19 protein-coding genes are annotated in these 20764 nt (G+C 45.1%); 5 read left to right on the top strand and 14 right to left on the bottom strand.

Annotation, left to right across the window (positions count from 1 at the left end; genetic code table 11):
• Positions 1-5: 5 nt before the first annotated feature.
• The 9 genes from I2494_RS05905 to ribF form a co-directional block, all read right to left on the bottom strand.
• Positions 6-470, bottom strand: coding sequence for a threonine/serine exporter family protein (locus I2494_RS05905; RefSeq protein ID WP_218466176.1), 465 nt, complete (start codon positions 468-470; stop codon positions 6-8).
• On the bottom strand, positions 467-1246 hold the full coding sequence (locus tag I2494_RS05900; RefSeq protein WP_218466175.1) for a threonine/serine exporter family protein: 780 nt from the start codon (positions 1244-1246) through the stop codon (positions 467-469). Before I2494_RS05900 ends, I2494_RS05905 begins: the two co-directional genes overlap by 4 nt.
• A gap of 279 nt (positions 1247-1525) precedes the next feature.
• Positions 1526-4747, bottom strand: coding sequence for a carbamoyl-phosphate synthase large subunit (gene carB / locus I2494_RS05895; RefSeq protein WP_218466174.1), 3222 nt, complete (start codon positions 4745-4747; stop codon positions 1526-1528).
• A gap of 17 nt (positions 4748-4764) precedes the next feature.
• Positions 4765-5913, bottom strand: a complete 1149-nt coding sequence (gene carA, locus I2494_RS05890; protein ID WP_218466173.1) for a glutamine-hydrolyzing carbamoyl-phosphate synthase small subunit — start codon at positions 5911-5913, stop codon at positions 4765-4767.
• Between the two features lie 484 nt (positions 5914-6397).
• Positions 6398-7216: a 4-hydroxy-tetrahydrodipicolinate reductase gene (gene dapB, locus I2494_RS05885; RefSeq protein WP_218466172.1), complete on the bottom strand. Its 819-nt coding sequence runs from the start codon at positions 7214-7216 to the stop codon at positions 6398-6400.
• A gap of 200 nt (positions 7217-7416) precedes the next feature.
• Complete coding sequence (gene ispH / locus I2494_RS05880) at positions 7417-8361, bottom strand: 4-hydroxy-3-methylbut-2-enyl diphosphate reductase (RefSeq protein ID WP_218466171.1); 945 nt, start codon at positions 8359-8361, stop codon at positions 7417-7419.
• A gap of 86 nt (positions 8362-8447) precedes the next feature.
• Positions 8448-8936 carry a signal peptidase II gene (lspA, locus tag I2494_RS05875; RefSeq protein ID WP_218466170.1) on the bottom strand — a complete coding sequence of 163 codons (489 nt, stop codon included), beginning with the start codon at positions 8934-8936 and terminating at the stop codon, positions 8448-8450.
• Positions 8936-11752, bottom strand: coding sequence for an isoleucine--tRNA ligase (gene ileS, locus I2494_RS05870; RefSeq protein WP_218466169.1), 2817 nt, complete (start codon positions 11750-11752; stop codon positions 8936-8938). The genes lspA and ileS overlap by 1 nt, the downstream gene beginning before the upstream one ends.
• Positions 11753-11786: 34 nt before the next feature.
• Complete coding sequence (gene ribF / locus I2494_RS05865; RefSeq protein ID WP_218466168.1) at positions 11787-12725, bottom strand: bifunctional riboflavin kinase/FAD synthetase; 939 nt, start codon at positions 12723-12725, stop codon at positions 11787-11789.
• Positions 12726-13098: 373 nt separating this feature from the next.
• On the opposite strand from ribF, the gene rpsT reads away from it, so the two are divergent.
• Positions 13099-13359 carry a 30S ribosomal protein S20 gene (gene rpsT, locus I2494_RS05860; protein ID WP_130592380.1) on the top strand — a complete coding sequence of 87 codons (261 nt, stop codon included), beginning with the start codon at positions 13099-13101 and terminating at the stop codon, positions 13357-13359.
• A gap of 93 nt (positions 13360-13452) precedes the next feature.
• Here rpsT and csgC read toward each other — a convergent pair whose 3' ends face one another.
• From csgC to I2494_RS05845, 3 genes are all read right to left on the bottom strand, one after another.
• Positions 13453-13779: a curli assembly chaperone CsgC gene (gene csgC, locus I2494_RS05855; protein ID WP_218466167.1), complete on the bottom strand. Its 327-nt coding sequence runs from the start codon at positions 13777-13779 to the stop codon at positions 13453-13455.
• A gap of 72 nt (positions 13780-13851) precedes the next feature.
• Positions 13852-14307, bottom strand: coding sequence for a curlin (locus I2494_RS05850; RefSeq protein WP_218466166.1), 456 nt, complete (start codon positions 14305-14307; stop codon positions 13852-13854).
• 53 nt (positions 14308-14360) lie between these two features.
• On the bottom strand, positions 14361-14849 hold the full coding sequence (locus tag I2494_RS05845; protein ID WP_218466165.1) for a curlin: 489 nt from the start codon (positions 14847-14849) through the stop codon (positions 14361-14363).
• An 803-nt stretch (positions 14850-15652) separates the two neighbouring features.
• Here I2494_RS05845 and csgD point away from each other — a divergent pair.
• From csgD to csgG, 4 genes are read left to right on the top strand one after another with little or no spacing between them, the layout of a single operon-like run.
• The gene (gene csgD, locus I2494_RS05840) at positions 15653-16300 is read left to right on the top strand and encodes a biofilm master transcriptional regulator CsgD (protein WP_218466164.1); all 648 of its coding nucleotides are present in this window, start codon (positions 15653-15655) and stop codon (positions 16298-16300) included.
• Positions 16301-16303: 3 nt separating this feature from the next.
• Positions 16304-16693, top strand: a complete 390-nt coding sequence (gene csgE / locus I2494_RS05835) for a curli production assembly/transport protein CsgE (protein ID WP_218466163.1) — start codon at positions 16304-16306, stop codon at positions 16691-16693.
• A 10-nt stretch (positions 16694-16703) separates the two neighbouring features.
• Positions 16704-17114: a curli production assembly/transport protein CsgF gene (gene csgF / locus I2494_RS05830; RefSeq protein WP_218466162.1), complete on the top strand. Its 411-nt coding sequence runs from the start codon at positions 16704-16706 to the stop codon at positions 17112-17114.
• 16 nt (positions 17115-17130) lie between these two features.
• Positions 17131-17961: a curli production assembly/transport protein CsgG gene (csgG, locus tag I2494_RS05825; protein WP_218466161.1), complete on the top strand. Its 831-nt coding sequence runs from the start codon at positions 17131-17133 to the stop codon at positions 17959-17961.
• A 60-nt stretch (positions 17962-18021) separates the two neighbouring features.
• Here the strand turns inward: csgG and nhaA are convergent, their stop codons facing one another.
• A complete protein-coding gene (nhaA, locus tag I2494_RS05820; RefSeq protein ID WP_218466160.1) occupies positions 18022-19200 on the bottom strand; it encodes a Na+/H+ antiporter NhaA in 1179 nt (392 codons plus the stop codon).
• A 354-nt stretch (positions 19201-19554) separates the two neighbouring features.
• Positions 19555-20691: a molecular chaperone DnaJ gene (gene dnaJ / locus I2494_RS05815; RefSeq protein ID WP_218466159.1), complete on the bottom strand. Its 1137-nt coding sequence runs from the start codon at positions 20689-20691 to the stop codon at positions 19555-19557.
• Between the last annotated feature and the right edge of the window lie 73 nt (positions 20692-20764).

The raw sequence follows: 20764 nt of genomic DNA, 5'->3' as shown, positions 1-20764 counted from the left end.
GGCGCTTATACGCTGGGTTTACGGCGATACAACCACAATGCCGGTAAAGAAAGCCCTATGGACAATGCTCCAACGATAAATGAAGCCCTTAAAAAATAAGTAATCATGGTTTCAAACAGTTCGGCAGAATACCCCTTATGGGAGATCTCTACCAGCGCAATCATGGCCTTATAGGCAAAAACACCGGGGAACATAGGGATCACCGCAGCAACGGTAAATACTTTAGGATGGGCGAGAAAACGTCGTGACCAACGAATACCGATAGTACCTATCAGCATAGAGGTCAGTAATGTGCTCCATTCCAGAGGAAACTGATAATAAATTAATATGGTTCGGCAGGCATACCCTATCGCCCCCAACAAGGCACAATACTTCAGCGCCTTTACCGGTACATTAAATACCAGAGCAAAACCAACCGCCGGAATAGCTGCCAGAAACATATTTTCAATAAGCGTTAATATCAGGTTCATAGCCAGCTCCTAAATCCCCAGACGGTTATTGCTACCACAACCCCGATACAGGTTGAAAGGGTTAACAAACTGGCCATCACCCAACGGGCAATGCCGGTATTAATATGTCCTTTAAACATATCCGCCACCGAGTTGATCAGCGGGAAACCAGGAACCAATAGCAATACGCTGGAAGCCATGGCTATTGACGCTTTGTCAATCTCCATCCAGTCCACCAACCAACCCGCAACGGTAGTTGCCACAAAGGCGGTGGCAAAAAAGTTGATTAGCGGGTTAATCTGGAAAGAGGTGATAACCTGACGGGAATACATGGCCACACCACTGGCTAACAACGTGGCCAGCACTGCATCCCAACCACCACCGGCCAGTTTACAGAAGCTGGCGCAGGATAATCCCACCATCAGTACCATTAACCAACGTGGATAGCGTAACGGCTTAATGTGATTTAAGCGTTTTTCTACCTCATCAATGCCGAGTAAACGGTGCTCAGTGAGTATCACTATTCGCTGGACTTCGGTTACCACATGCATATTTATGCCACGATCGACATTCTTACGGGTTGAAGTGAGGCAGTGGCCTTTATAGATGGTACTCAGCACAATCGCATTTGCGGAGATAGAACTTTCTACTTCATCAACCCCCAGTGCTTTACCAAGGCGAGTAGAAAGCTGCTCTACCAACATACTTTCCGCACCGTGCTGCAACAATAACAGCGCGCACTGTATACACAAACGGGTGATCTCCCGCTGGCGTTGATGGACTTTATCAAATTCCACTTTATGTTTACCTGAGTGAAATAGAGAGGAAATAAACGGATAAACCCTACCGTTTGCCGGGCTATTAAAAGCGCCAGTAAGAATAGCACTGATTTTTAAACCGCTTCAAACGCTCAGTTACTGTTTATTATGGTTTTTAAAGTTTAGGTGCAGATTATCAAAGAGGCTAATTTCCACAGTATGTGGGTCAACGAAGATTTAGTCTGGTGTAAGTTTCGTCCACTCATCTATTCAGCCCCATACACATAGGGCTGAATAGTTAAACCAATTATCCATTCACTACTTCAACAACTGATGCATCTCCTGAACGGAAATCACTTTTTCCGTTGGGTCCGCATTCATTGCCATCGTAGTAGCAAAACCACCGTTTAGCGTGGTGTCGTAGTGAACTTTATACTGAAGTGCACTACGGCGAATCAGCTTAGAGTCCTCAATGGCCTGACGCCCTTCAGTGGTATTGACAATGTAGTTATACTCACCGTTTTTAATCCGGTCCTGAATGTGCGGACGACCTTCGTGCACCTTATTCACCAGCCGTGGATTAATACCTGCTTCGCCTAACACGACGGCAGTACCGTGAGTGGCATCCAAATCAAAGCCCTGCTTAAGCAGTTTGGCGGCTAAATCAACCACCCGGGCTTTATCGCCTTCACGCACGGATAACAGTGCCCGACCACGCGGGATCCGGTTTGGACTGCTGCCCAACATCGCCTTAGCAAACGCTTCAGCAAAGCTGCGGCCAACGCCCATCACTTCACCGGTTGAACGCATTTCTGGCCCCAGAATTGGATCTACTCCCGGGAATTTATTGAATGGCAGCACCACTTCTTTTACCGAGTAGTAAGGTGGAATAACTTCTTTGGTTACGCCTTGTTCCAACAATGATTTACCCGCCATTACCCGCGCAGCGACTTTAGCCAGTGGTACGCCGGTTGCTTTGGAAACAAACGGGACAGTACGAGCGGCACGAGGGTTAACTTCTATCAGATAAACATCGTTTCCTTTGACCGCAAACTGCACGTTCATTAAGCCACGGACGCAGAGTTCAAATGCCAGCTTTTCAACCTGTCTGCGCATTTCATCCTGAATATCCTGACTTAAGGTGTAAGCCGGTAATGAACAGGCCGAATCACCGGAGTGAACCCCTGCCTGTTCGATGTGCTCCATAATGCCGCCGATCAGCACACGTTCACCATCACAGATAGCATCAACATCCACTTCAATGGCATCATCCAGGAAGCGATCCAGTAGCACTGGCGCATCGTTAGAAACGCTAACGGCTGTCTGGAAGTAGCGACGCAGATCGGTTTCGTCATAGACGATTTCCATTGCTCGTCCGCCCAACACATAAGAAGGACGAACCACCAGCGGATAACCAATACCAGCCGCCTTATCTACCGCCATTTCAATGGCAGATACCGTTGCGTTTGCCGGCTGTTTCAAGCCCAGACGATGAACCGCCTGTTGGAAGCGTTCGCGGTCTTCTGCCCGGTCAATGGCATCCGGCGAGGTGCCGATAATAGGTACACCGGCGGCTTCTAATGAACGCGCCAGTTTTAATGGGGTTTGGCCACCATACTGAACGATAACCCCGGCAGGTTGCTCTACGCGCACGATTTCCAGTACATCTTCCAGCGTAACCGGTTCAAAATAGAGACGATCCGAAGTATCGTAGTCCGTTGAAACCGTTTCAGGGTTGCAGTTAACCATGATGGTTTCATAACCGTCTTCCCGCAGTGCCAGCGAAGCATGAACACAACAGTAATCAAACTCAATCCCTTGCCCAATACGGTTAGGGCCACCGCCCAATACCATAATTTTTGGCCGGTCATTGGTTGGATTAGCTTCACACTCATCTTCATAGGTTGAGTACATATATGCGGTATCGGTGGCAAACTCAGCCGCACAGGTATCAACCCGCTTGTAGACCGGATAAATACCATGCTTATAACGCAGTTTACGTACTTCAGCCTCAGAGAAACCAACCAGCTTAGCCAGACGCGCATCGGCAAAACCTTTACGTTTCAGCAAGCGCATAAAGTCATGATCCAGACCGTTGATACCGCGTTCAGCCACCTGCTCTTCCAAACGAACCAGCTCTTCAATTTGTACCAGGAACCAGCGGTCAATGTTAGTCAGGTTAAAAATGCCGTCTACTGACATGCCGGCACGGAATGCATCAGCGACATACCAGATACGCTCAGCACCCGCTTCTTTCAGTTCACGACGAATTCGGGTCAGTGCTTCCGGGTCATCCAGACTTACTTTTGGATCAAATCCACTGGCGCCGACTTCCAGACCGCGTAATGCTTTTTGCAGTGATTCTTGCTGCGTACGGCCAATGGCCATCACTTCCCCGACGGATTTCATTTGAGTCGTCAGGCGGTCATTGGCACCGGCAAACTTCTCAAAGTTAAAGCGAGGAATTTTTGTCACAACATAGTCAATAGAAGGTTCGAACGATGCCGGGGTTCTGCCTCCGGTAATATCATTCATCAACTCATCAAGGGTGTAGCCAACCGCCAGCTTGGCAGCAATTTTAGCAATCGGGAAGCCCGTTGCTTTAGAAGCCAGCGCTGAAGAACGTGAAACCCGCGGGTTCATTTCAATAACGATCAGACGACCATTCTTAGGATTCACTGAAAACTGTACGTTTGAACCGCCGGTTTCCACACCGATTTCACGCAGCACCGCCATCGAGGCATTACGCATGATCTGATACTCTTTATCGGTCAGCGTCTGTGCTGGCGCTACGGTAATCGAGTCACCGGTGTGAATACCCATGGCATCAAAGTTTTCGATAGAACAGACGATAATACAGTTATCGTTTTTGTCCCGAACCACTTCCATCTCATACTCTTTCCAGCCAATCAGCGACTCATCAATCAGCAACTCTTTGGTCGGAGAAAGATCCAGACCGCGTTCGCAAATCTCTTCAAACTCTTCACGGTTATAGGCGATACCACCACCGGTTCCACCCATGGTGAAAGACGGGCGGATAATACAAGGGAAGCCCACATCGGCAGCAACCGCGTATGCTTCTTCCATATTATGAGCGATACCGGAACGCGCGGTATCAAGACCAATCTTTTTCATCGCTTTATCAAAGCGCTGACGATCTTCCGCTTTATCGATGGCATCCGCAGTGGCGCCAATCATGGTTACACCAAATTCAGCCAGAACCCCTTTGCGCTCCAGCTCCAGCGCGCAGTTCAGAGCAGTTTGTCCGCCCATGGTAGGCAGCACCGCATCCGGGCGCTCTTTCTCAATAATTTTGCGTACGACTTCCCACTGAATAGGCTCAATATAGGTTGCATCAGCCATTTCCGGATCGGTCATGATGGTCGCCGGATTGGAGTTCACCAGAATAACCCGGTACCCCTCTTCGCGCAGGGCTTTACAGGCCTGTGCTCCGGAATAGTCAAACTCACAAGCCTGGCCGATAACAATCGGGCCGGCTCCAAGAATCAGGATACTTTTTATGTCAGTACGTTTTGGCATGGTTCAAGGCTCCTGATTTATTTAGCAGTAGAACGATAAGATTCAATCAGTTCGATGAAATGGTCGAACAGTGGTGCAGCATCATGTGGGCCTGGGCTGGCTTCCGGATGCCCCTGAAAACTAAACGCGGCTTTATCGGTACGATGAATACCCTGCAATGTACCATCAAACAACGATTTATGGGTGATGCGCAAATTGGCTGGCAATGAAGACTCATCTACCGCGAAACCATGATTTTGTGCCGTGATCATGACGCTATTGGCATCGAGATCTTTCACTGGGTGGTTACCCCCATGGTGACCAAATTTCATCTTGATAGTTTGCGCTCCGGAAGCCAGAGCCAGTAGTTGATGTCCTAAACAGATACCGAATACCGGGATATCGGTTTCCAGCAGTTGGCAAATAGCCTTTATTGCGTAGTCACAGGGTGCCGGATCTCCCGGCCCGTTTGACAAGAAAATACCATCCGGATTAAGTTTCAAGACCTCTTCTGCGGAAGTTTGTGCCGGAACCACCGTCAGACGGCAGCCGCGATCCACCAGCATTCTCAGGATATTGCGTTTTACACCATAGTCATAAGCGACGACGTGGTAAGGCAGCTCACTGTCATTTTTTATAGCAGGTAAATCATTTTCCAGCGTCCAACTGCCCTGCGCCCAGCGGTAAGACTCTTGAGTCGTTACTTCTTTGGCTAAATCCATCCCTTTCAAACCCGGGAAGGCACGCGCTTTTTCCAAAGCCAACTGAGCATCCGGCTGATCACCAACAATAATGCAGCCGTTTTGTGCCCCTTTTTCTCTGAGCAAACGGGTTAATTTACGAGTATCAATATCAGCGATAGCAACTATATTGTGGCGTTTCAGGTATTCTGACAGCCCCTCCTGATTGCGGTAGTTACTGGCAATCAGCGGCAAATCACGAATAATTAATCCCTGTGCATGAACTGAAGCGGATTCTTCATCTGAAGAGTTCGTGCCGACATTTCCAATATGGGGATAAGTAAGAGTAACAATTTGGCGGGAATAAGATGGGTCAGTAAGGATTTCTTGATAGCCTGTCATTGAGGTATTAAAAACGACTTCCCCAATTGCCATCCCTTTGGCCCCGATGGCCCGACCATGAAATTGGGTTCCGTCTTCGAGAACCAGTAGCGCTGTCTTACTCAAAACACCCTCCTAGAATAAACAGTCACAAAATATGCATATTAATTCACAACTATACCTTTTAAAAAGGCACAAAAAAAGCCTTACTGGCAAATTTTGGGCAAATTGGGCGCATTCTAATGATCGAACCGCCTCTTGTCTACCGAAACACATATTTTTTGTTATATTTTTAGCACTTCAACATAAAAATTGAGATGTAATGGCAATAAACATCAATAAACCATGCTTAGAAAACGATTGCTAAAGTACATGATAGAATAAATTGATATTTGAATACAAAAAAGAAAAATACAGATGAAAAAATGAGACTTAAGGATAAAAAACGAAGGATAAGATAATAAAATGAATAGAATTATCTTAAAATAACCACAATCAGTCATAATATAAACTATTTAACTTAACATTATGATTATAAATAAATTAAAAATAAAATATCGAGATTAACCCAACGAAAAAACCGACTAATCTCGATATAAGCTAAATAAAACTAATCATTAAGCGATAAAACATCACGCATACTATAAAGACCAGTGTCATGTTGACTTAACCAGGCGGCAGCCCTTACGGCACCATTGGCAAAGGTCATACGACTGGAGGCTTTATGAGTAATTTCAACTCTCTCACCAATATCCGCAAACATCGCCGTATGTTCTCCAACAATATCGCCAGCTCTCAGGGTAGCAAATCCGATAGTTTCCCGAGCTCGCTCGCCAGTATGTCCTTCTCGCCCATACACTGCACAGGTTTTTAGATCCCGACCTAGTGTATCGGCAATAACTTCTCCCATTGCCAGCGCAGTACCTGAAGGGGCATCAACTTTATGGCGGTGGTGAGCTTCAATGATTTCAATATCAGTATAATCTCCCATTACCTTTGCCGCCTGCTCCAGCAATTTAAGCACCAGATTAACCCCAACGCTAAAGTTTGCAGCGAATACGATAGGAATTTCTGCTGAAGCCTGCTGAATAGTCGCTTTACCAGCCTCATCAAATCCGGTGGTACCAATAACCATTGCTTTATGATGATGGCGACAAAAAGAGATATGTTCCAGCGTGCCTTCAGGGCGAGTGAAATCAATAAACACATCAAAATCTTTCGCTACTGCTTCCAGATTATCGCTAACCCGAATACCAATCTGACCAATCGCAGCCAGCTCACCGGCATCAACGCCAACCAGTGAAGAGCCACGACGTTCCAGCGCGGCGCCTAACGTTACGTTTTCTGCCTGATGAACAGCCTGTATAAGCTGACGCCCCATTCGCCCGCCGGCACCAGCAATCGCAATCCTAACCTGCTTATTGGTCATAATGTTCCTCTGAATTTTTATTCTGTAACTAACTTAACTACCAGATTAACGTTCACCCTGAACGGTGACAAATAAATTTACTAATTATGCAGAACTAATTAAAAGCTAAGCTTATATTGATGAAATACAAAACGATGGAAATAAAAACGGGCTGAATATATCAGCCCGCAAATATTTTGCTCAAAAATAGCTATTCAGGTTTACTCCACCTGCTTAACTCTCAGCTCTTTTGGCACTTCAAATACAATACTCTCTTCGCGCCCTTCCATTTCTACTGCCGGCTCCCCACCCAGAGAACGCAAGCGAGTGATGACAGCCTGAACCAAAACGTCAGGTGCGGAAGCGCCAGCGGTTACACCAACAGAATTCAGGTTTTTCACCCATTCTTCCTGAATGTCTTCTGCAGTATCAATCAAATAGGCCGGTTTACCGATACGTTGTGCCAGTTCCGCTAAACGATTTGAGTTAGATGAGTTTTTTGAACCAACCACCAATACCATATCCGATTGCAGGGCCAAATTACGCACCGCTTCCTGACGGTTGGTAGTGGCATAGCAGATATCATCTTTACGCGGGCCAATAATATCCGGAAAACGCTCACGCAATGCATCAATGACATCGGAAGTATCGTCAACAGACAGGGTCGTTTGCGTCATAAAACAGAGATTCTTCTCATTTTTGACTTTTAATTGCCATACATCTTCTGGTGACTCCACCAAATACATTCCGCCATCCTGATTGCTGTACTGCCCCATGGTGCCTTCCACTTCAGGATGCCCTGCATGCCCAATCAAAATTGCCTCACGGCCTTTACGGCTGGCGCGAGCCACTTCCATATGAACTTTAGTTACCAATGGGCAAGTGGCATCGAATACTGTCAAATCACGGGCTTTGGCCTCGGCACGAACCGCCTGAGACACACCATGTGCAGAAAATATTAAAATTGCACCATCAGGAACTTCATTAAGCTGTTCAATAAATACCGCACCGCGATCGCGCAGGCTGTCGACGACATAACGGTTATGCACCACTTCATGGCGTACATAAATTGGAGCGCCATAAATTTCCAGCGCACGCTCAACAATACTGATAGCCCGGTCGACTCCTGCACAGAAACCTCGCGGATTGGCTAACAATATCTGCATTTTTACTCTCCAAATATATATACGGTGTAGTCAGCAACCATGCTGGCTACACCGCCAATAAAACCGTTACATTACTGTGACTTGCGTTATGCTGTTTTTTTCTCTTTTTTAGAGAAAATGAAACCTTCCAATACGACCATCACTGCACCGATGCATATTGCACAGTCAGCCACGTTAAACGTTGGGTAGTGCCAGTCACCAATGAAAAAATCAAAAAAATCGACGACAAAACCATGGTACAGGCGATCAAACAGATTGCCCAACGCACCACCGATAATCAGTGCAAAAGCAATGTTACTCCATTTAGCCGTTGCCGCGGTGCGGTACATCATCACCATTAATACGATGGTAATTGTTATCGCTACGGCTGCCAGCGCCCAACGCTGCCCCATAAAGGAACTAAACGCTGCACCATAATTTCTCACATAGTAGAAATTAAAGAACGGCAGCCAATCCACCGATTCGCCCAGGCGGAAATTTTTTACCACCCAAAACTTACTGGCCAGATCGACAATCAGCACGGCAACCGCCAGCCATAGCCAGCGGAGTCCGGTAGAACCAATAGATTTGCTCATCAGGCGAACTTACGCTCTTCACCATTGCCGGCAACGTTAGTTACACAGCGACCACAAAGATCCGGATGTTCAGCATTCTGCCCAACATCCAGCGTATAGTGCCAGCAACGAGGACATTTAGTACCCTGTGCTTTAGCCAGCCCAACTTTCAAACCTTTCATCATTTCGCTTTGCTGTGCATCTGCTGTTGCCTGAGCAATCGGTTCAACTTTCGCACCAGACGTCAGCAGTACAAAACGCAGCTCATTTTTAAGTGCATTTAACTTATCAGCTAAATCAGGCTCGGCGAATAAAGTCACTGATGCTTCCAGAGAGCCACCCAACTGCTTATCGTTACGCGCCTGCTCCAGCACCTTGTTCACTTCACCACGCACTTTCAGCAATTCTTCCCAATAGCTGTCATTCATACTTTCGCCATCAGCCAAACCGAATAGCCCTTGATACCATTCACCGGTAAACACAAACTTCTCACGTTCCCCTGGCAGATAGTTCCAGATTTCATCCGCAGTAAACGACATTACCGGCGCCATCCAGCGTACCAATGCTTCGGCAATATGATACAGCGCAGTCTGGCAGCTACGACGCGCCAGGCTATCGCCTTTTGCGGTGTACTGACGATCTTTGATGATATCCAGATAGAACGAGCCCATTTCAACAGAGCAGAACTGCATCAGGCGTTGAATAACCACATGGAAGTCGTAATTATCATAACTGGCAGCTATTTCATTTTGCGCAGCCAGAGCACGACCCACGGCCCAGCGATCCAGAACCACCATCTCTTCTGGTTTCACCATATCTTTTGCCGGATCAAAACCGTTCAGGTTAGCCAGCAGGAAACGCGCGGTGTTACGAATACGACGATAAGCATCAGCTGAACGTTTTAAGATTTCATCAGATACGGCAATTTCACCGGTGTAATCCGTTGAGGCTACCCATAAGCGCAGGATGTCGCCACCCAGTTTATTCATTACGTCTTGTGGGCTAATGGTGTTACCGATAGATTTTGACATCTTACGGCCCTGACCATCCACGGTGAAACCGTGAGTCAGAACCTGACGATAAGGTGCTTTACCTTTCATCGCGGTTGAAATCATCAGGGAAGACATAAACCAACCGCGATGCTGGTCAGAACCTTCCAGATACATATCCGCGCTGTGTCCGTGGAACTCAGGACGTACATCAACGACGGAGGAGTGAGTCGAACCCGAGTCAAACCAAACGTCCAGCGTATCCGGCACTTTCACATAATTTTCGGCATCTTCACCTAATACATCTTTAGGATCCAGATCCCACCATGCCTGAATACCATGCTGTTCAACGCGCTGAGCTACCTGCTCCATGATTTCTAATGCACGCGGATGCAGTTCATCGGTATCTTTGTGAACGAACAGTGACATAGGCATACCCCAGGTACGCTGACGTGAGATACACCAGTCCGGGCGATTTGCTACCATGTTTTCGATACGTGCCTGACCCCAATCAGGGATCCAGCGAACGCTTTTGATCTCTTCCAGTGACTGCTTACGCAATCCATTTTGATCCATGCTGATAAACCACTGAGGAGTTGCACGGAAGATGATCGGTGACTTATGGCGCCAGCAACATGGATAACTGTGCAGCACTTTTTCAACGTGCAATAAAGCACCCTGCTCACGCAGCATCTCAACAATCACATCATTGGCTTTAAATACGTTTAAGCCATCAAGGCCAGCACCGGTTCCTGGCAGATAGCAACCATCCGGACCAACCGGGTTAGCCACTTCTAACTGATACTTCTGACCAATCACATAGTCATCAGGACCGTGACCAGGAGCAGTATGTACCGCACCCGTCCCCGCATCCAACGTAACGTGTTCACCCAATACAACAGGCACATCAAAATTCAGGAATGGGTGTTTAAAGCGCATCAGCTCTAAGTCAGCGCCTTTTGCACTGCCCATAACTTTCCAGCTATCAATGCCAGCACGTTTCATCACGCTTTCGACCAAATCCGCTGCCAGAATCAGGTTGTCACTTCCGGCCTGAACTAACTGATATTCAAACTCAGGGTGCAAAGAGATCGCGCGGTTTGCCGGTAAAGTCCACGGCGTAGTCGTCCAGATAACGGCATTAACTGAACCATTCAGCTGGTTTACACCAAACTGAGCAGCTACTGCCGCCGGATCAACAGCAGCAAAACGCACATCGATAGAAGGAGAGGTTTTGTCATAATATTCAACTTCTGCTTCCGCCAGAGATGAACGGCAATCAATACACCAGTGCACAGGCTTAGCGCCTTTATGCAGGTGCCCATTACCGATAATTTTTGACAGAGAACGGATGATGTTGGCTTCAGTTTTATATTCCATCGTCAGGTATGGATGATCCCAGTCACCCAGCACACCTAAACGGATAAAATCTTTTTTCTGGCCTTCAACCTGCTCCGCCGCATAGTCACGACAAGCTTTACGGAATTCAGCTGCGCTGATTTTCTCACCTGGTTTACCCACCAGTTGTTCTACTTTCAGCTCAATAGGTAACCCATGACAGTCCCAGCCCGGTACATATGGCGCATCGTATCCGGACATGCTTTTTGACTTGATAATAATGTCTTTGAGAATTTTATTTACCGCATGACCAATATGAAGGCTGCCGTTTGCATAAGGAGGGCCATCGTGAAGAATAAACGTTTTCTTCCCTTTTTTGGCCTGGCGAATCGCACCATAAAGGTCTGATTCATACCAATGTTTTAGCATATCCGGTTCACGCTTGGCTAAATCGCCGCGCATTGGAAAACCGGTTTCCGGCAAATTCAACGTGTTCTTATAGTCAGTCATTCGATTCTCGGTTCCCTATCTCTCGGCTAGATATTTAAGTCCGTACCGCTTGCCCAAAATATTCACGGGCGGTCACGACATCATTTTCAATCTGCTGTTTTAAAGCATCCAGCGAGGCAAAACGCTGCTCGCTACGTAATTTTTCTCTGATTACTACATCAATATGGCGGCCGTACAAGTCCATATCAACATCTAATAAATGTACTTCAAGCTGCTGACGTACGCCGAAAACCGTAGGACGGGTGCCAATATTAGCAACACCAGGCAATGGCTTATCTGCCAGCCCCTGCACTTCTACGGCATACACACCTTTAATTGGAGCCACCAGTCGCTTCATAGGGAGATTTGCCGTGGGAAAACCAATCGTTCTCCCCAGTTCATCACCATGAACTACCCTTCCACACATACTGTATGGTCGACCAAGTAAAGATTCCGCCAGAGCCAGATTATCGTCCCGCAGCGCCTGACGAATGATGGTACTACTGATTCGTGTACCCGACTCGCAAAAACTTTCGCTATCGGCGACAGAAAAACCAAAGGTTTCTCCGGCAGTTTTCAGCAAAGAGAAATCTCCCTGCCGCTTCGCCCCAAAGCGAAAATCATCGCCAACCATTAAAAACTTAACACCCAACAAATCTACCAGCAATTGAGAAATAAATTGTTCTGCGCTGTTGGCTGCAAAAACAGAATCAAACTTCACGCACAGCAAATAATCGATACTGGCCTGCGCCAGATACTTACACTTATCACGCAGGCGTGTCAGCCTTGCGGGTGCCTGCTGCGGGGCAAATAACTCCAACGGCTGGGGTTCAAAAATCATCACCATGGTTGGCAGGCCCAGACGTTCACCTTCTCGCTTTAACTGACGTAATAACGCCTGATGTCCAAGATGAACGCCGTCAAAATTACCAATCGTCAAAACACACCCGTGGTGGCGAGGTCGGATATTGTGTATACCGCGAATCAGCTCCATAATCAGTTTTGGGCTCTGTACAGTTGGAAACCATCGATTATAGCAATAGCCGCGCCTAAGGTTAACCCGCGATTACGCGATAAACGAAAATCTTCTGTGGTTTATGATCTTCAGGCGTTAATCTACCGATAAATATACAGTAATGCTTATATCTTCAACATCTACATAAAGAAAACGCGTTAATTACTGTATTCTGTTGTACAAAGCTGTTAGAATTCTGCGCCATCGATAACCGCGGTGTCGCCCCTTCTTTTTTTAGTAAAAAGAGAAAATGGCGGCGCTAATTTGCACAAATCCGTTGACAAAAGAAGGTCGAAAGGGCATATTCCTTCGCCTTTAGAATGTCCTCAAGAAACTATTTGGGAGTTGGACCTTGGCTAATATCAAATCAGCTAAGAAACGCGCCATCCAATCTGAGAAGCGCCGCAAGCATAACGCTAGCCGTCGCTCCATGATGCGTACTTTCATCAAGAAAGTACAAATGGCGATTACAGCAGGTGACAAAGCTGCTGCTCAGGCAGCATTTAATGACATGCAACCAATTGTTGACCGTCAGGCAGCAAAAGGCTTAATTCATAAGAATAAAGCTGCGCGTCATAAGTCAAACCTGACTGCACAAATCAACGCTATGTAATTAATGTTGAGCGTTTCTTAAAAAAACCGGCGATGCCGGTTTTTTTATGTCTGCAATTTAATCACGTCCAGAAAAACCTCTGCAATCTGAAAATCAAACCTCAGGTGATGAACTCCACTGCTTCTTTATTTCTATATTGCTACCATTGCTTAGCGTAACGGTAATATCCACCCGGTCGCCCTGAGCAACATTGAACTTCATTTGTCCTAATGCATGCTCTTTTTGGGCTTTCAGAGAGATGTGGCTTTGTTGCAGGCTTCGGCTCTCTCCCTGACTGCCTTTACGTTGAACCTCTATTGAAATAGTGCATTCACAGCTACTATCAAGATTTACCATGGGGGTAACCGTGTAGTAATGGGCATCCTGCTGCATACTAAACCAGAGCTGGTTACTGAGGGCGGCAGCGAGTAAAAAAGACATAAGAACTCCTCAGGAAAAACCAAAAAACAAAACAGGGCAAATAGCCCTGTTTTTACATAGAAAGAACTGAAATTAGTGTTGGTTAGAGTATGCGACGTTACCCGCACCATTTTGGTTAACGGTGATTAAGCCACCATCATAGCTCTGAGCAGCGCCAGATACGTTGCCGCTACCACTTTGAGAAACATAGATCGCTGCTTTATTGGCAGTTTGTGCCGCTACGCTAAGGTTATCATTACCAAATTGGTCAACGTTGATTAAACTGTTGTCTCCACTCTGGTTACTGAAAGACTTGTTGCGATCGCCACGTTGCTCAATATCCGTTAAAGATTTATACGCCTGAGTTTGACTGGCATCAGCAAAGTTGCTGGTGCCTGCCTGATAGATACGAATTTCAGCAGATGCTGAAGTGTACTGAGGTACCGCTGGAGGTGTCGTTGTTGGCGGATTAGTATGACCAGGATGACCGGCCATAGCACTGCCAGAAAGAACTAATGATGTTAACGCAATAATTTTCCACAGTTTCATGATACTACCCCGTCGTATATAGGCTTTCTATGATTATCAAAAAACAGTCATTCTTAGTGTTGAATCACTCGAATGGCCATTCCTGACGAATTTTGTATAACACCGGCTGACCGGTTTACACCGTTTTGAATAATTTGCGTTACGTTCCCTTTACCCTTTTGGATAATATAAGCTTCATTATCAAAATCTGATTGCTCAATAGACGCTGAATTCGCCACGCCAGATTGCGCGATATAAGCCACATTGTTAGCGTCGACTTGAATAATTTCAGCGTTATTTGCGATACCTCTCTGGGACATAACGGCCGTGTTATTGCTCCCCGATTGCTTGACCTGTGCCTGGTTGCCTCCCCCTTTTTGTACAACAACAGCCAGGTTAGAAGTGCCATTTTGTTCAATATTCATACGACTCCCTTGCCCTGAAACGGTACCTTTATTCATCTGATAATCTGATGAAACAAATTCAGAACCCGCCATGTCATATTGAGCAATCGATGCGCCAGAAACAGAAAGCAACGCTAATGCACATATCAACTTTTTCATTTTGTCACCCTGATTAAATCTAGTGGGCTGACTTAGTCATAAACATGAAGAATAAAATCAATGATTTTCTTTCAGATAATTACAATCATGATTATTCTCTTCGCTACATAATGACTTGAGTATGCAATCGCTCAAAAATAAAAAACTCACCCGCCTTTCGTATTTTTTAAAAATAGTATTGATACAAAAGTTTTAGAACTAACGCCAAAGTAAACCCTTTCATTAAAATTTAATTTTAAAAAGCAAAATTGATCATTTAGTCCATATAAAAAGTCCATATTAGAAAATAAAACAACCTCATTACCATACTACCCAACCCTTTAACTCTAAAATAAATAAAATTAATTATTCAATTATCAAAAAATTGAAAATTTAACTAACCCATTCATCATTAAGAAATAATTAGTAGCTATTAGATATATCTCAAATGCGCCATATAGCGTGGAAAAAAATTACGTTTCACAATGCAAATTGCTTTATTAAATAGCACCACCGCATGATTTTATTGATTTTTTAAATCATACCCATCATTAGTTAGTTGAATTAATTGACAATGTTATAAACTAAAAGAAACATTTTGCAACAAAAATAGACCTTGCTTTAGAAATCGTTAATACTAGACTGAGTATGTGTAAAAACACACAATTGAAGGAATTAATAAAACCAAAAAACATTAATCTAATTGTCATATATATTTCAGATGACATCTTTTTATGAAAATAAAAAGTCATTAACCAATTATTTTTACTGCAGTATCAAAGATTCTGCGCGGATGGGTTTGTCTATTATTTCGGAGTTTCATTATGAGTAATGAAGCAAACAGAAGCCTGTTGCTGTTAATAACACAACCGTCGTTATTAGCCACAGCACTATTACATCAATTAAATACAGCCTTACCCATTAATGTTAAGTTGCAAAATATTCATAAGCCTTTTGATGAACCACCAACAGAAAAGGTGTTAATTTTATTCGATTTAATGAGTGTGGACAGAAAATTAATTACTTTTTGGCAAGGGGTTCTCAACCAAAATCGCGATCGTATTAAATTACTATTGCTAAATACTCCCGAAGATTATCACTTTGAAGAAATTGAAAAATGGCCACAAATTAGCGCTGTTTTTTACCTCTCTGCCGATCAGGAGAAGTTAATCGAAGGAATCAGTAGTGTCTTGGGCGGCGAGTATTACTTTTCTCAACGATTAGCCAGTCACCTGCTTAATCAGTCACGGTTTTACCATTATCACCATAGTGATAATACAGCCGACCTGACTCATAGAGAGAAAGAGATTCTGCATAAGTTAAGTATGGGTGCTTCTAACTTAGAGATTGCCAGACTGCTGTTCATTAGTGAAAACACGGTTAAAACTCACTTGTATAACCTGTTTAAGAAGATCTCCGTGAAGAATCGCACTCAGGCAGCAACCTGGGCTAATGAACATCTTAGGCGCTGAATCATGAACGGTTATCTGTCGGCTGCTGTCATTTCACTCTTTTTAACGTTTAGCCCGATCGCATCGGCTGTTGAAGTTGAAGTGCCTGGTTTGATTACCGATCACACGGTAACCGCCACCGGACACGATTTTTACCGCGCCTTTAGTGATAAATGGGATAAAGATTTTAAAGGAAATATCACCATCAGCGAAAAGCCCAGCGCACGCTGGGGAAGCTGGATAACCATAAAAATCGATCAGGACGTGTTACATCAGGCGTTTCTGTTTCCAACCAAACGCGACTTTAATCGCAACATAGAATTAGCCATTGACCAAGTGGCAGAAAAGCTGGCCAGAAGGCAGATAGATCAAAGCCTTCTGAATACCGGTGACTTAACCCGAGATGAGTTTTAAGGAGAGTGTTATGCGCATCAAAAACATTGTTCTATCTTTGCTTCTGTTCTCTCCCCTCTCCTGGGGAGGAAACATGGTATTTCAGTTTGTTAATCCTAATTTTGGTGGTAACCCCAATAATGGCTCTTATCTGCTATCTGAAGCCAATGCTCAGAACTCGTATAAAGATCCTGATGGATACGATTTTGAGTCTTCCACGCCTTCGGCGCTGGATAATTTTACCTCAGCCATTCAGTCCCAACTTTTGGGTAGCCTGATGGGCAACATCAATCAGGGAAAACCAGGCCGGCTGGTGACAAAAGACTTTATTGTTGATGTTACTAATACCGACGGCAACCTGACCATGAATATTCTCGATCGTGCCAGTGGTAAAAGCTCGACCATTCAAGTCGATGGCTTGACCAGTATCAGCGCTAACTAAGACAAGGTAACGACCTATGCGCCATCTCTTATTACTTGCCAGCCTGTTTCTACTAAATGGTTGTCTCACCAACCCACCAAGACAAGCCGCTGAACCAACGCTATTACCGCGTAGCCCCAGCTATCAGGACTTAACACAGTTACCGACACCAAAAGGTAAAATTTTTGTCTCGGTATACAATATTCAGGATGAAACCGGACAGTTTAAACCTTATCCGGCCAGTAACTTCTCTACCTCTGTGCCACAAAGTGCGACGGCTATGCTGATATCTGCATTAAAAGATTCAAACTGGTTTATTCCGCTGGAGCGGCAAGGTCTGCAAAATCTGTTAAATGAACGAAAAATTATTCGGGCAGCTCAAGAGAATGGTAAAGCGGCAGTTAATAATATGCAGCCACTTTCCTCACTGGTCGCAGCAAACGTACTGATTGAAGGTTCCATTATCGGTTACGAAAGCAATGTAAAATCAGGGGGAATCGGTGCACGGTATTTTGGTATCGGGGGAAGTACCCAATATCAACTCGATCAGATTGCCGTTAATTTAAGGGTCGTTAATGTTAGCACCGGGGAGATTCTTTCATCGGTGAATACCAGTAAAACCATACTTTCTTATGAAGTACAGGCCGGAGTATTCCGCTTTATCGATTATCAGCGCTTGCTGGAAGGTGAAGTGGGTTATACCTCAAATGAACCCGTCATGATGTGCCTGATGTCCGCCATTGAAACCGGCGTTATTTATCTGATTAATGATGGTATAACGCGTAACTTATGGCAGCTACAGAACCCACAAGAGATTAATACGCCGGTTTTCCAGCGCTATAAAAATCTTAAAGTTCCGGTAGCCTGATATCATTTTTATCAGAATAAAGGTTCTGCCAAATGGCAGAACCTTTATTCTTTTACTGCATCACACTTTGTGTGGCGATAATTTCGATAATGATATTTTTAGTAGGAAATATCCCAATACAGCAGCCACCGTTGAACCAATCAGAATACCTAAACGTGAATAGGTAATGTATTCAGCGGATAAACCCTCAAATGCCAGAGAAGAGATAAAAATAGACATAGTAAAGCCAATACCACAGAGCACAGAAACAGAGAAAATATGTTTTAACTGAATAGATTCCGGCATTTTTACTAAACCAGTTTTTAACGCAACCCAGCAGAAACCGAAGATTCCAAGCGGTTTACCAACAACCAAGCCCAACATAATTCCTAATGGTAAAATACCACCCAGTGAGTTTAGCGTAACGCCTGTCAAAGCAACACCGGCATTGGCAAATGCAAACAGCGGTAAAATAAAGTAGGTGACCCAGGGGTGCAACTGATGAATCAAGCTATCCAGCGGCTTACTGCCTTCTGAGCCATTAAGTGGAATAAAGAAGCCGGTAATGACGCCCGCTAACGTAGCATGTACACCTGACTTAAGCATAAATACCCAGAGTATTGCGCCAACAATGATATAGGCCAGTTTGTTACCTACTCCACGCCAGTTCATCACTGCCATGATAGCAATCGTCACGGCGGCTCCTGCCAAAGCAACCATTGACAACTCTTTGGTATAAAACAGAGCAATAATAATTATCGCCCCCAAGTCATCAATAATCGCTAACGCCATTAAAAAAGCTTTCAGACTGGTTGGTACCCGACTTCCTAACAATGCCATTACCCCAAGCGCAAAAGCAATATCAGTTGCCGCGGGAATCGCCCAACCGGTACGGGTTACCACATCATCCATATTAAATATCAGATAAACTAACGCCGGAAGAACCATTCCCCCTATCGCTGCTACTACCGGGAACATGGCCTTGTCCCTTCCCGCCAGCGATCCTTCTATCAGCTCTTTTTTGACTTCCAGTCCAATGACCAAAAAGAAGATCGCCATCAAACCATCGTTGATCCAGTGAGCCAAGGAATTACTTAAGTCCAGAGCCGCTATCTTGATGATTATCGGTAAATGCAAAAAGCCTTCATAGGCAGTCTGTAAAGGGGAATTCGCCATAACCATGGCAATGAATGCTGCAATAATCAGTAAAATCCCGCCTGACGCTTCTAACTTTAGAAACTGGCGCAAGTAGTGAGTCATGATAAGAACGGCTCCTTTAATACCTTATAACAAGATACCTTAATGTTATTATTCAATTTTGCACTATCGGATAATACTATAAAATTTCACCTATAGCCTTAAAAATAGACTAAGAATCCATAATTTTACAAAAAGTAGTTTTAAATGATACCTATATCCAGAGTTACTTATAGCAGACAAACTAAAATATTATTATTAATCATGATATAACATTGATAATCTTTCAAAATGAAACGCTTAGTTGTTATTAACTATTAAACAAGAAAACTAACCCGTTACGCGTTTTATTTCAGGCAAAAAAAAGTCCCCAAACACATTCGGGGACTTTTATCCTGACAATAAGATGCTAAATGATTAGCCAGCCAAATCATCAAAAAACTTCTTCACGCCGTCAAAGAATGACTTAGAACGTGGGCTATTTTTAGCCCCCTTTTCACCACCTAAGGATTCTTCAAGTTCGCGTAATAGCTCTTTTTGCTTCTCATTAAGCTTAACCGGCGTCTCAACAACAACGCGGCACAGCAGGTCGCCCTGACTTCCACCGCGAACCGATTTCACGCCTTTTCCGCGCATGCGGAACAGCTTACCGGTTTGGGTTTCTGCCGGAACCTTCAGATTTACCCGGCCATCCAGCGTAGGGACTTCAATTTCGCCACCTAAAGCGGCCATTGCAAAGTTAATCGGCACTTCACAATAGAGGTTATTACCATCACGTTCAAAGATTGGATGCTGTTTCACCTGAACCTGAACGTATAGATCGCCTGCCGGTGCTCCGTTCTCTCCGGCTTCACCTTCGCCAGACAGACGAATACGATCTCCGGTATCAACGCCAGCCGGGATCTTAACCGACAGCGTTTTAGTCTTCTCTACCCGACCCTGACCATGACATTTATTGCATGGATCTTTAATGATCTTGCCGCGACCATGACAGGTTGGACAGGTTTGCTGTACCGCAAAGAAGCCCTGACGCATCTGAACCTGACCGGCACCATGGCAGGTTGAGCAGGTGGTTGAACTGGTTCCGGCTTTCGCACCGCTACCGTGGCAAACATCACACTCAGCCAGCGTTGGAATACGGATCTCTTTAGCGACACCACGAACCGCTTCTTCCAGCGTTAATGTCATGGTGTATTGCAGGTCAGAACCCCGGCTTGCGCGTTGACGACGACCACCAAAGATATCGCCAAATACATCACCAAAGATATCGTTAAAGTCACCGCCGCCGCTGAAGCCGCCACCAAAACCACCACCGCCCATGCCGCCTTGTTCAAAAGCGGCATGACCGTACTGATCGTAAGCGGCTTTCTTCTGCGCATCGGTCAGAATTTCATACGCTTCTTTGATCTCTTTAAACTTCTCTTCAGAGTCTTTATCACCCTGGTTTCTGTCTGGGTGATGTTTCATCGCTAAGCGTTTATAAGCCTTCTTTATCTCACGCTCATCAGCGTCACGGCCTACGCCCAGGACTTCGTAATAGTCTTTCTTCGCCATCTGTGGACTTTACCCTATATATGCGTACACGGGCGTAGAGTTACCTCAACGCCCGTGCCAAGTTCCGTTAACG

Source organism: Limnobaculum allomyrinae, assembly GCF_016649425.1.
Classification (GTDB): Bacteria; Pseudomonadota; Gammaproteobacteria; order Enterobacterales; family Enterobacteriaceae; genus Limnobaculum; species Limnobaculum allomyrinae.
Note: the sequence above shows the minus strand (reverse complement) of the source record. Positions and strands in the feature narration are given on the sequence as shown.

What these genes read in the sequence shown, in the direction of transcription:
- I2494_RS05905 (WP_218466176.1), bottom strand. Translation starts at nt 470, where the DNA reads ATGAACCTGATATTAACGCTTATTGAAAATATGTTTCTGGCAGCTATT.
- carB (WP_218466174.1), bottom strand. Translation starts at nt 4,747, where the DNA reads ATGCCAAAACGTACTGACATAAAAAGTATCCTGATTCTTGGAGCCGGC.
- dapB (WP_218466172.1), bottom strand. Translation starts at nt 7,216, where the DNA reads ATGACCAATAAGCAGGTTAGGATTGCGATTGCTGGTGCCGGCGGGCGA.
- ispH (WP_218466171.1), bottom strand. Translation starts at nt 8,361, where the DNA reads ATGCAGATATTGTTAGCCAATCCGCGAGGTTTCTGTGCAGGAGTCGAC.
- lspA (WP_218466170.1), bottom strand. Translation starts at nt 8,936, where the DNA reads ATGAGCAAATCTATTGGTTCTACCGGACTCCGCTGGCTATGGCTGGCG.
- ileS (WP_218466169.1), bottom strand. Translation starts at nt 11,752, where the DNA reads ATGACTGACTATAAGAACACGTTGAATTTGCCGGAAACCGGTTTTCCA.
- ribF (WP_218466168.1), bottom strand. Translation starts at nt 12,725, where the DNA reads ATGGAGCTGATTCGCGGTATACACAATATCCGACCTCGCCACCACGGG.
- csgC (WP_218466167.1), bottom strand. Translation starts at nt 13,779, where the DNA reads ATGTCTTTTTTACTCGCTGCCGCCCTCAGTAACCAGCTCTGGTTTAGT.
- I2494_RS05850 (WP_218466166.1), bottom strand. Translation starts at nt 14,307, where the DNA reads ATGAAACTGTGGAAAATTATTGCGTTAACATCATTAGTTCTTTCTGGC.
- I2494_RS05845 (WP_218466165.1), bottom strand. Translation starts at nt 14,849, where the DNA reads ATGAAAAAGTTGATATGTGCATTAGCGTTGCTTTCTGTTTCTGGCGCA.
- csgD (WP_218466164.1), top strand. Translation starts at nt 15,653, where the DNA reads ATGAGTAATGAAGCAAACAGAAGCCTGTTGCTGTTAATAACACAACCG.
- csgE (WP_218466163.1), top strand. Translation starts at nt 16,304, where the DNA reads ATGAACGGTTATCTGTCGGCTGCTGTCATTTCACTCTTTTTAACGTTT.
- csgF (WP_218466162.1), top strand. Translation starts at nt 16,704, where the DNA reads ATGCGCATCAAAAACATTGTTCTATCTTTGCTTCTGTTCTCTCCCCTC.
- csgG (WP_218466161.1), top strand. Translation starts at nt 17,131, where the DNA reads ATGCGCCATCTCTTATTACTTGCCAGCCTGTTTCTACTAAATGGTTGT.
- nhaA (WP_218466160.1), bottom strand. Translation starts at nt 19,200, where the DNA reads ATGACTCACTACTTGCGCCAGTTTCTAAAGTTAGAAGCGTCAGGCGGG.
- dnaJ (WP_218466159.1), bottom strand. Translation starts at nt 20,691, where the DNA reads ATGGCGAAGAAAGACTATTACGAAGTCCTGGGCGTAGGCCGTGACGCT.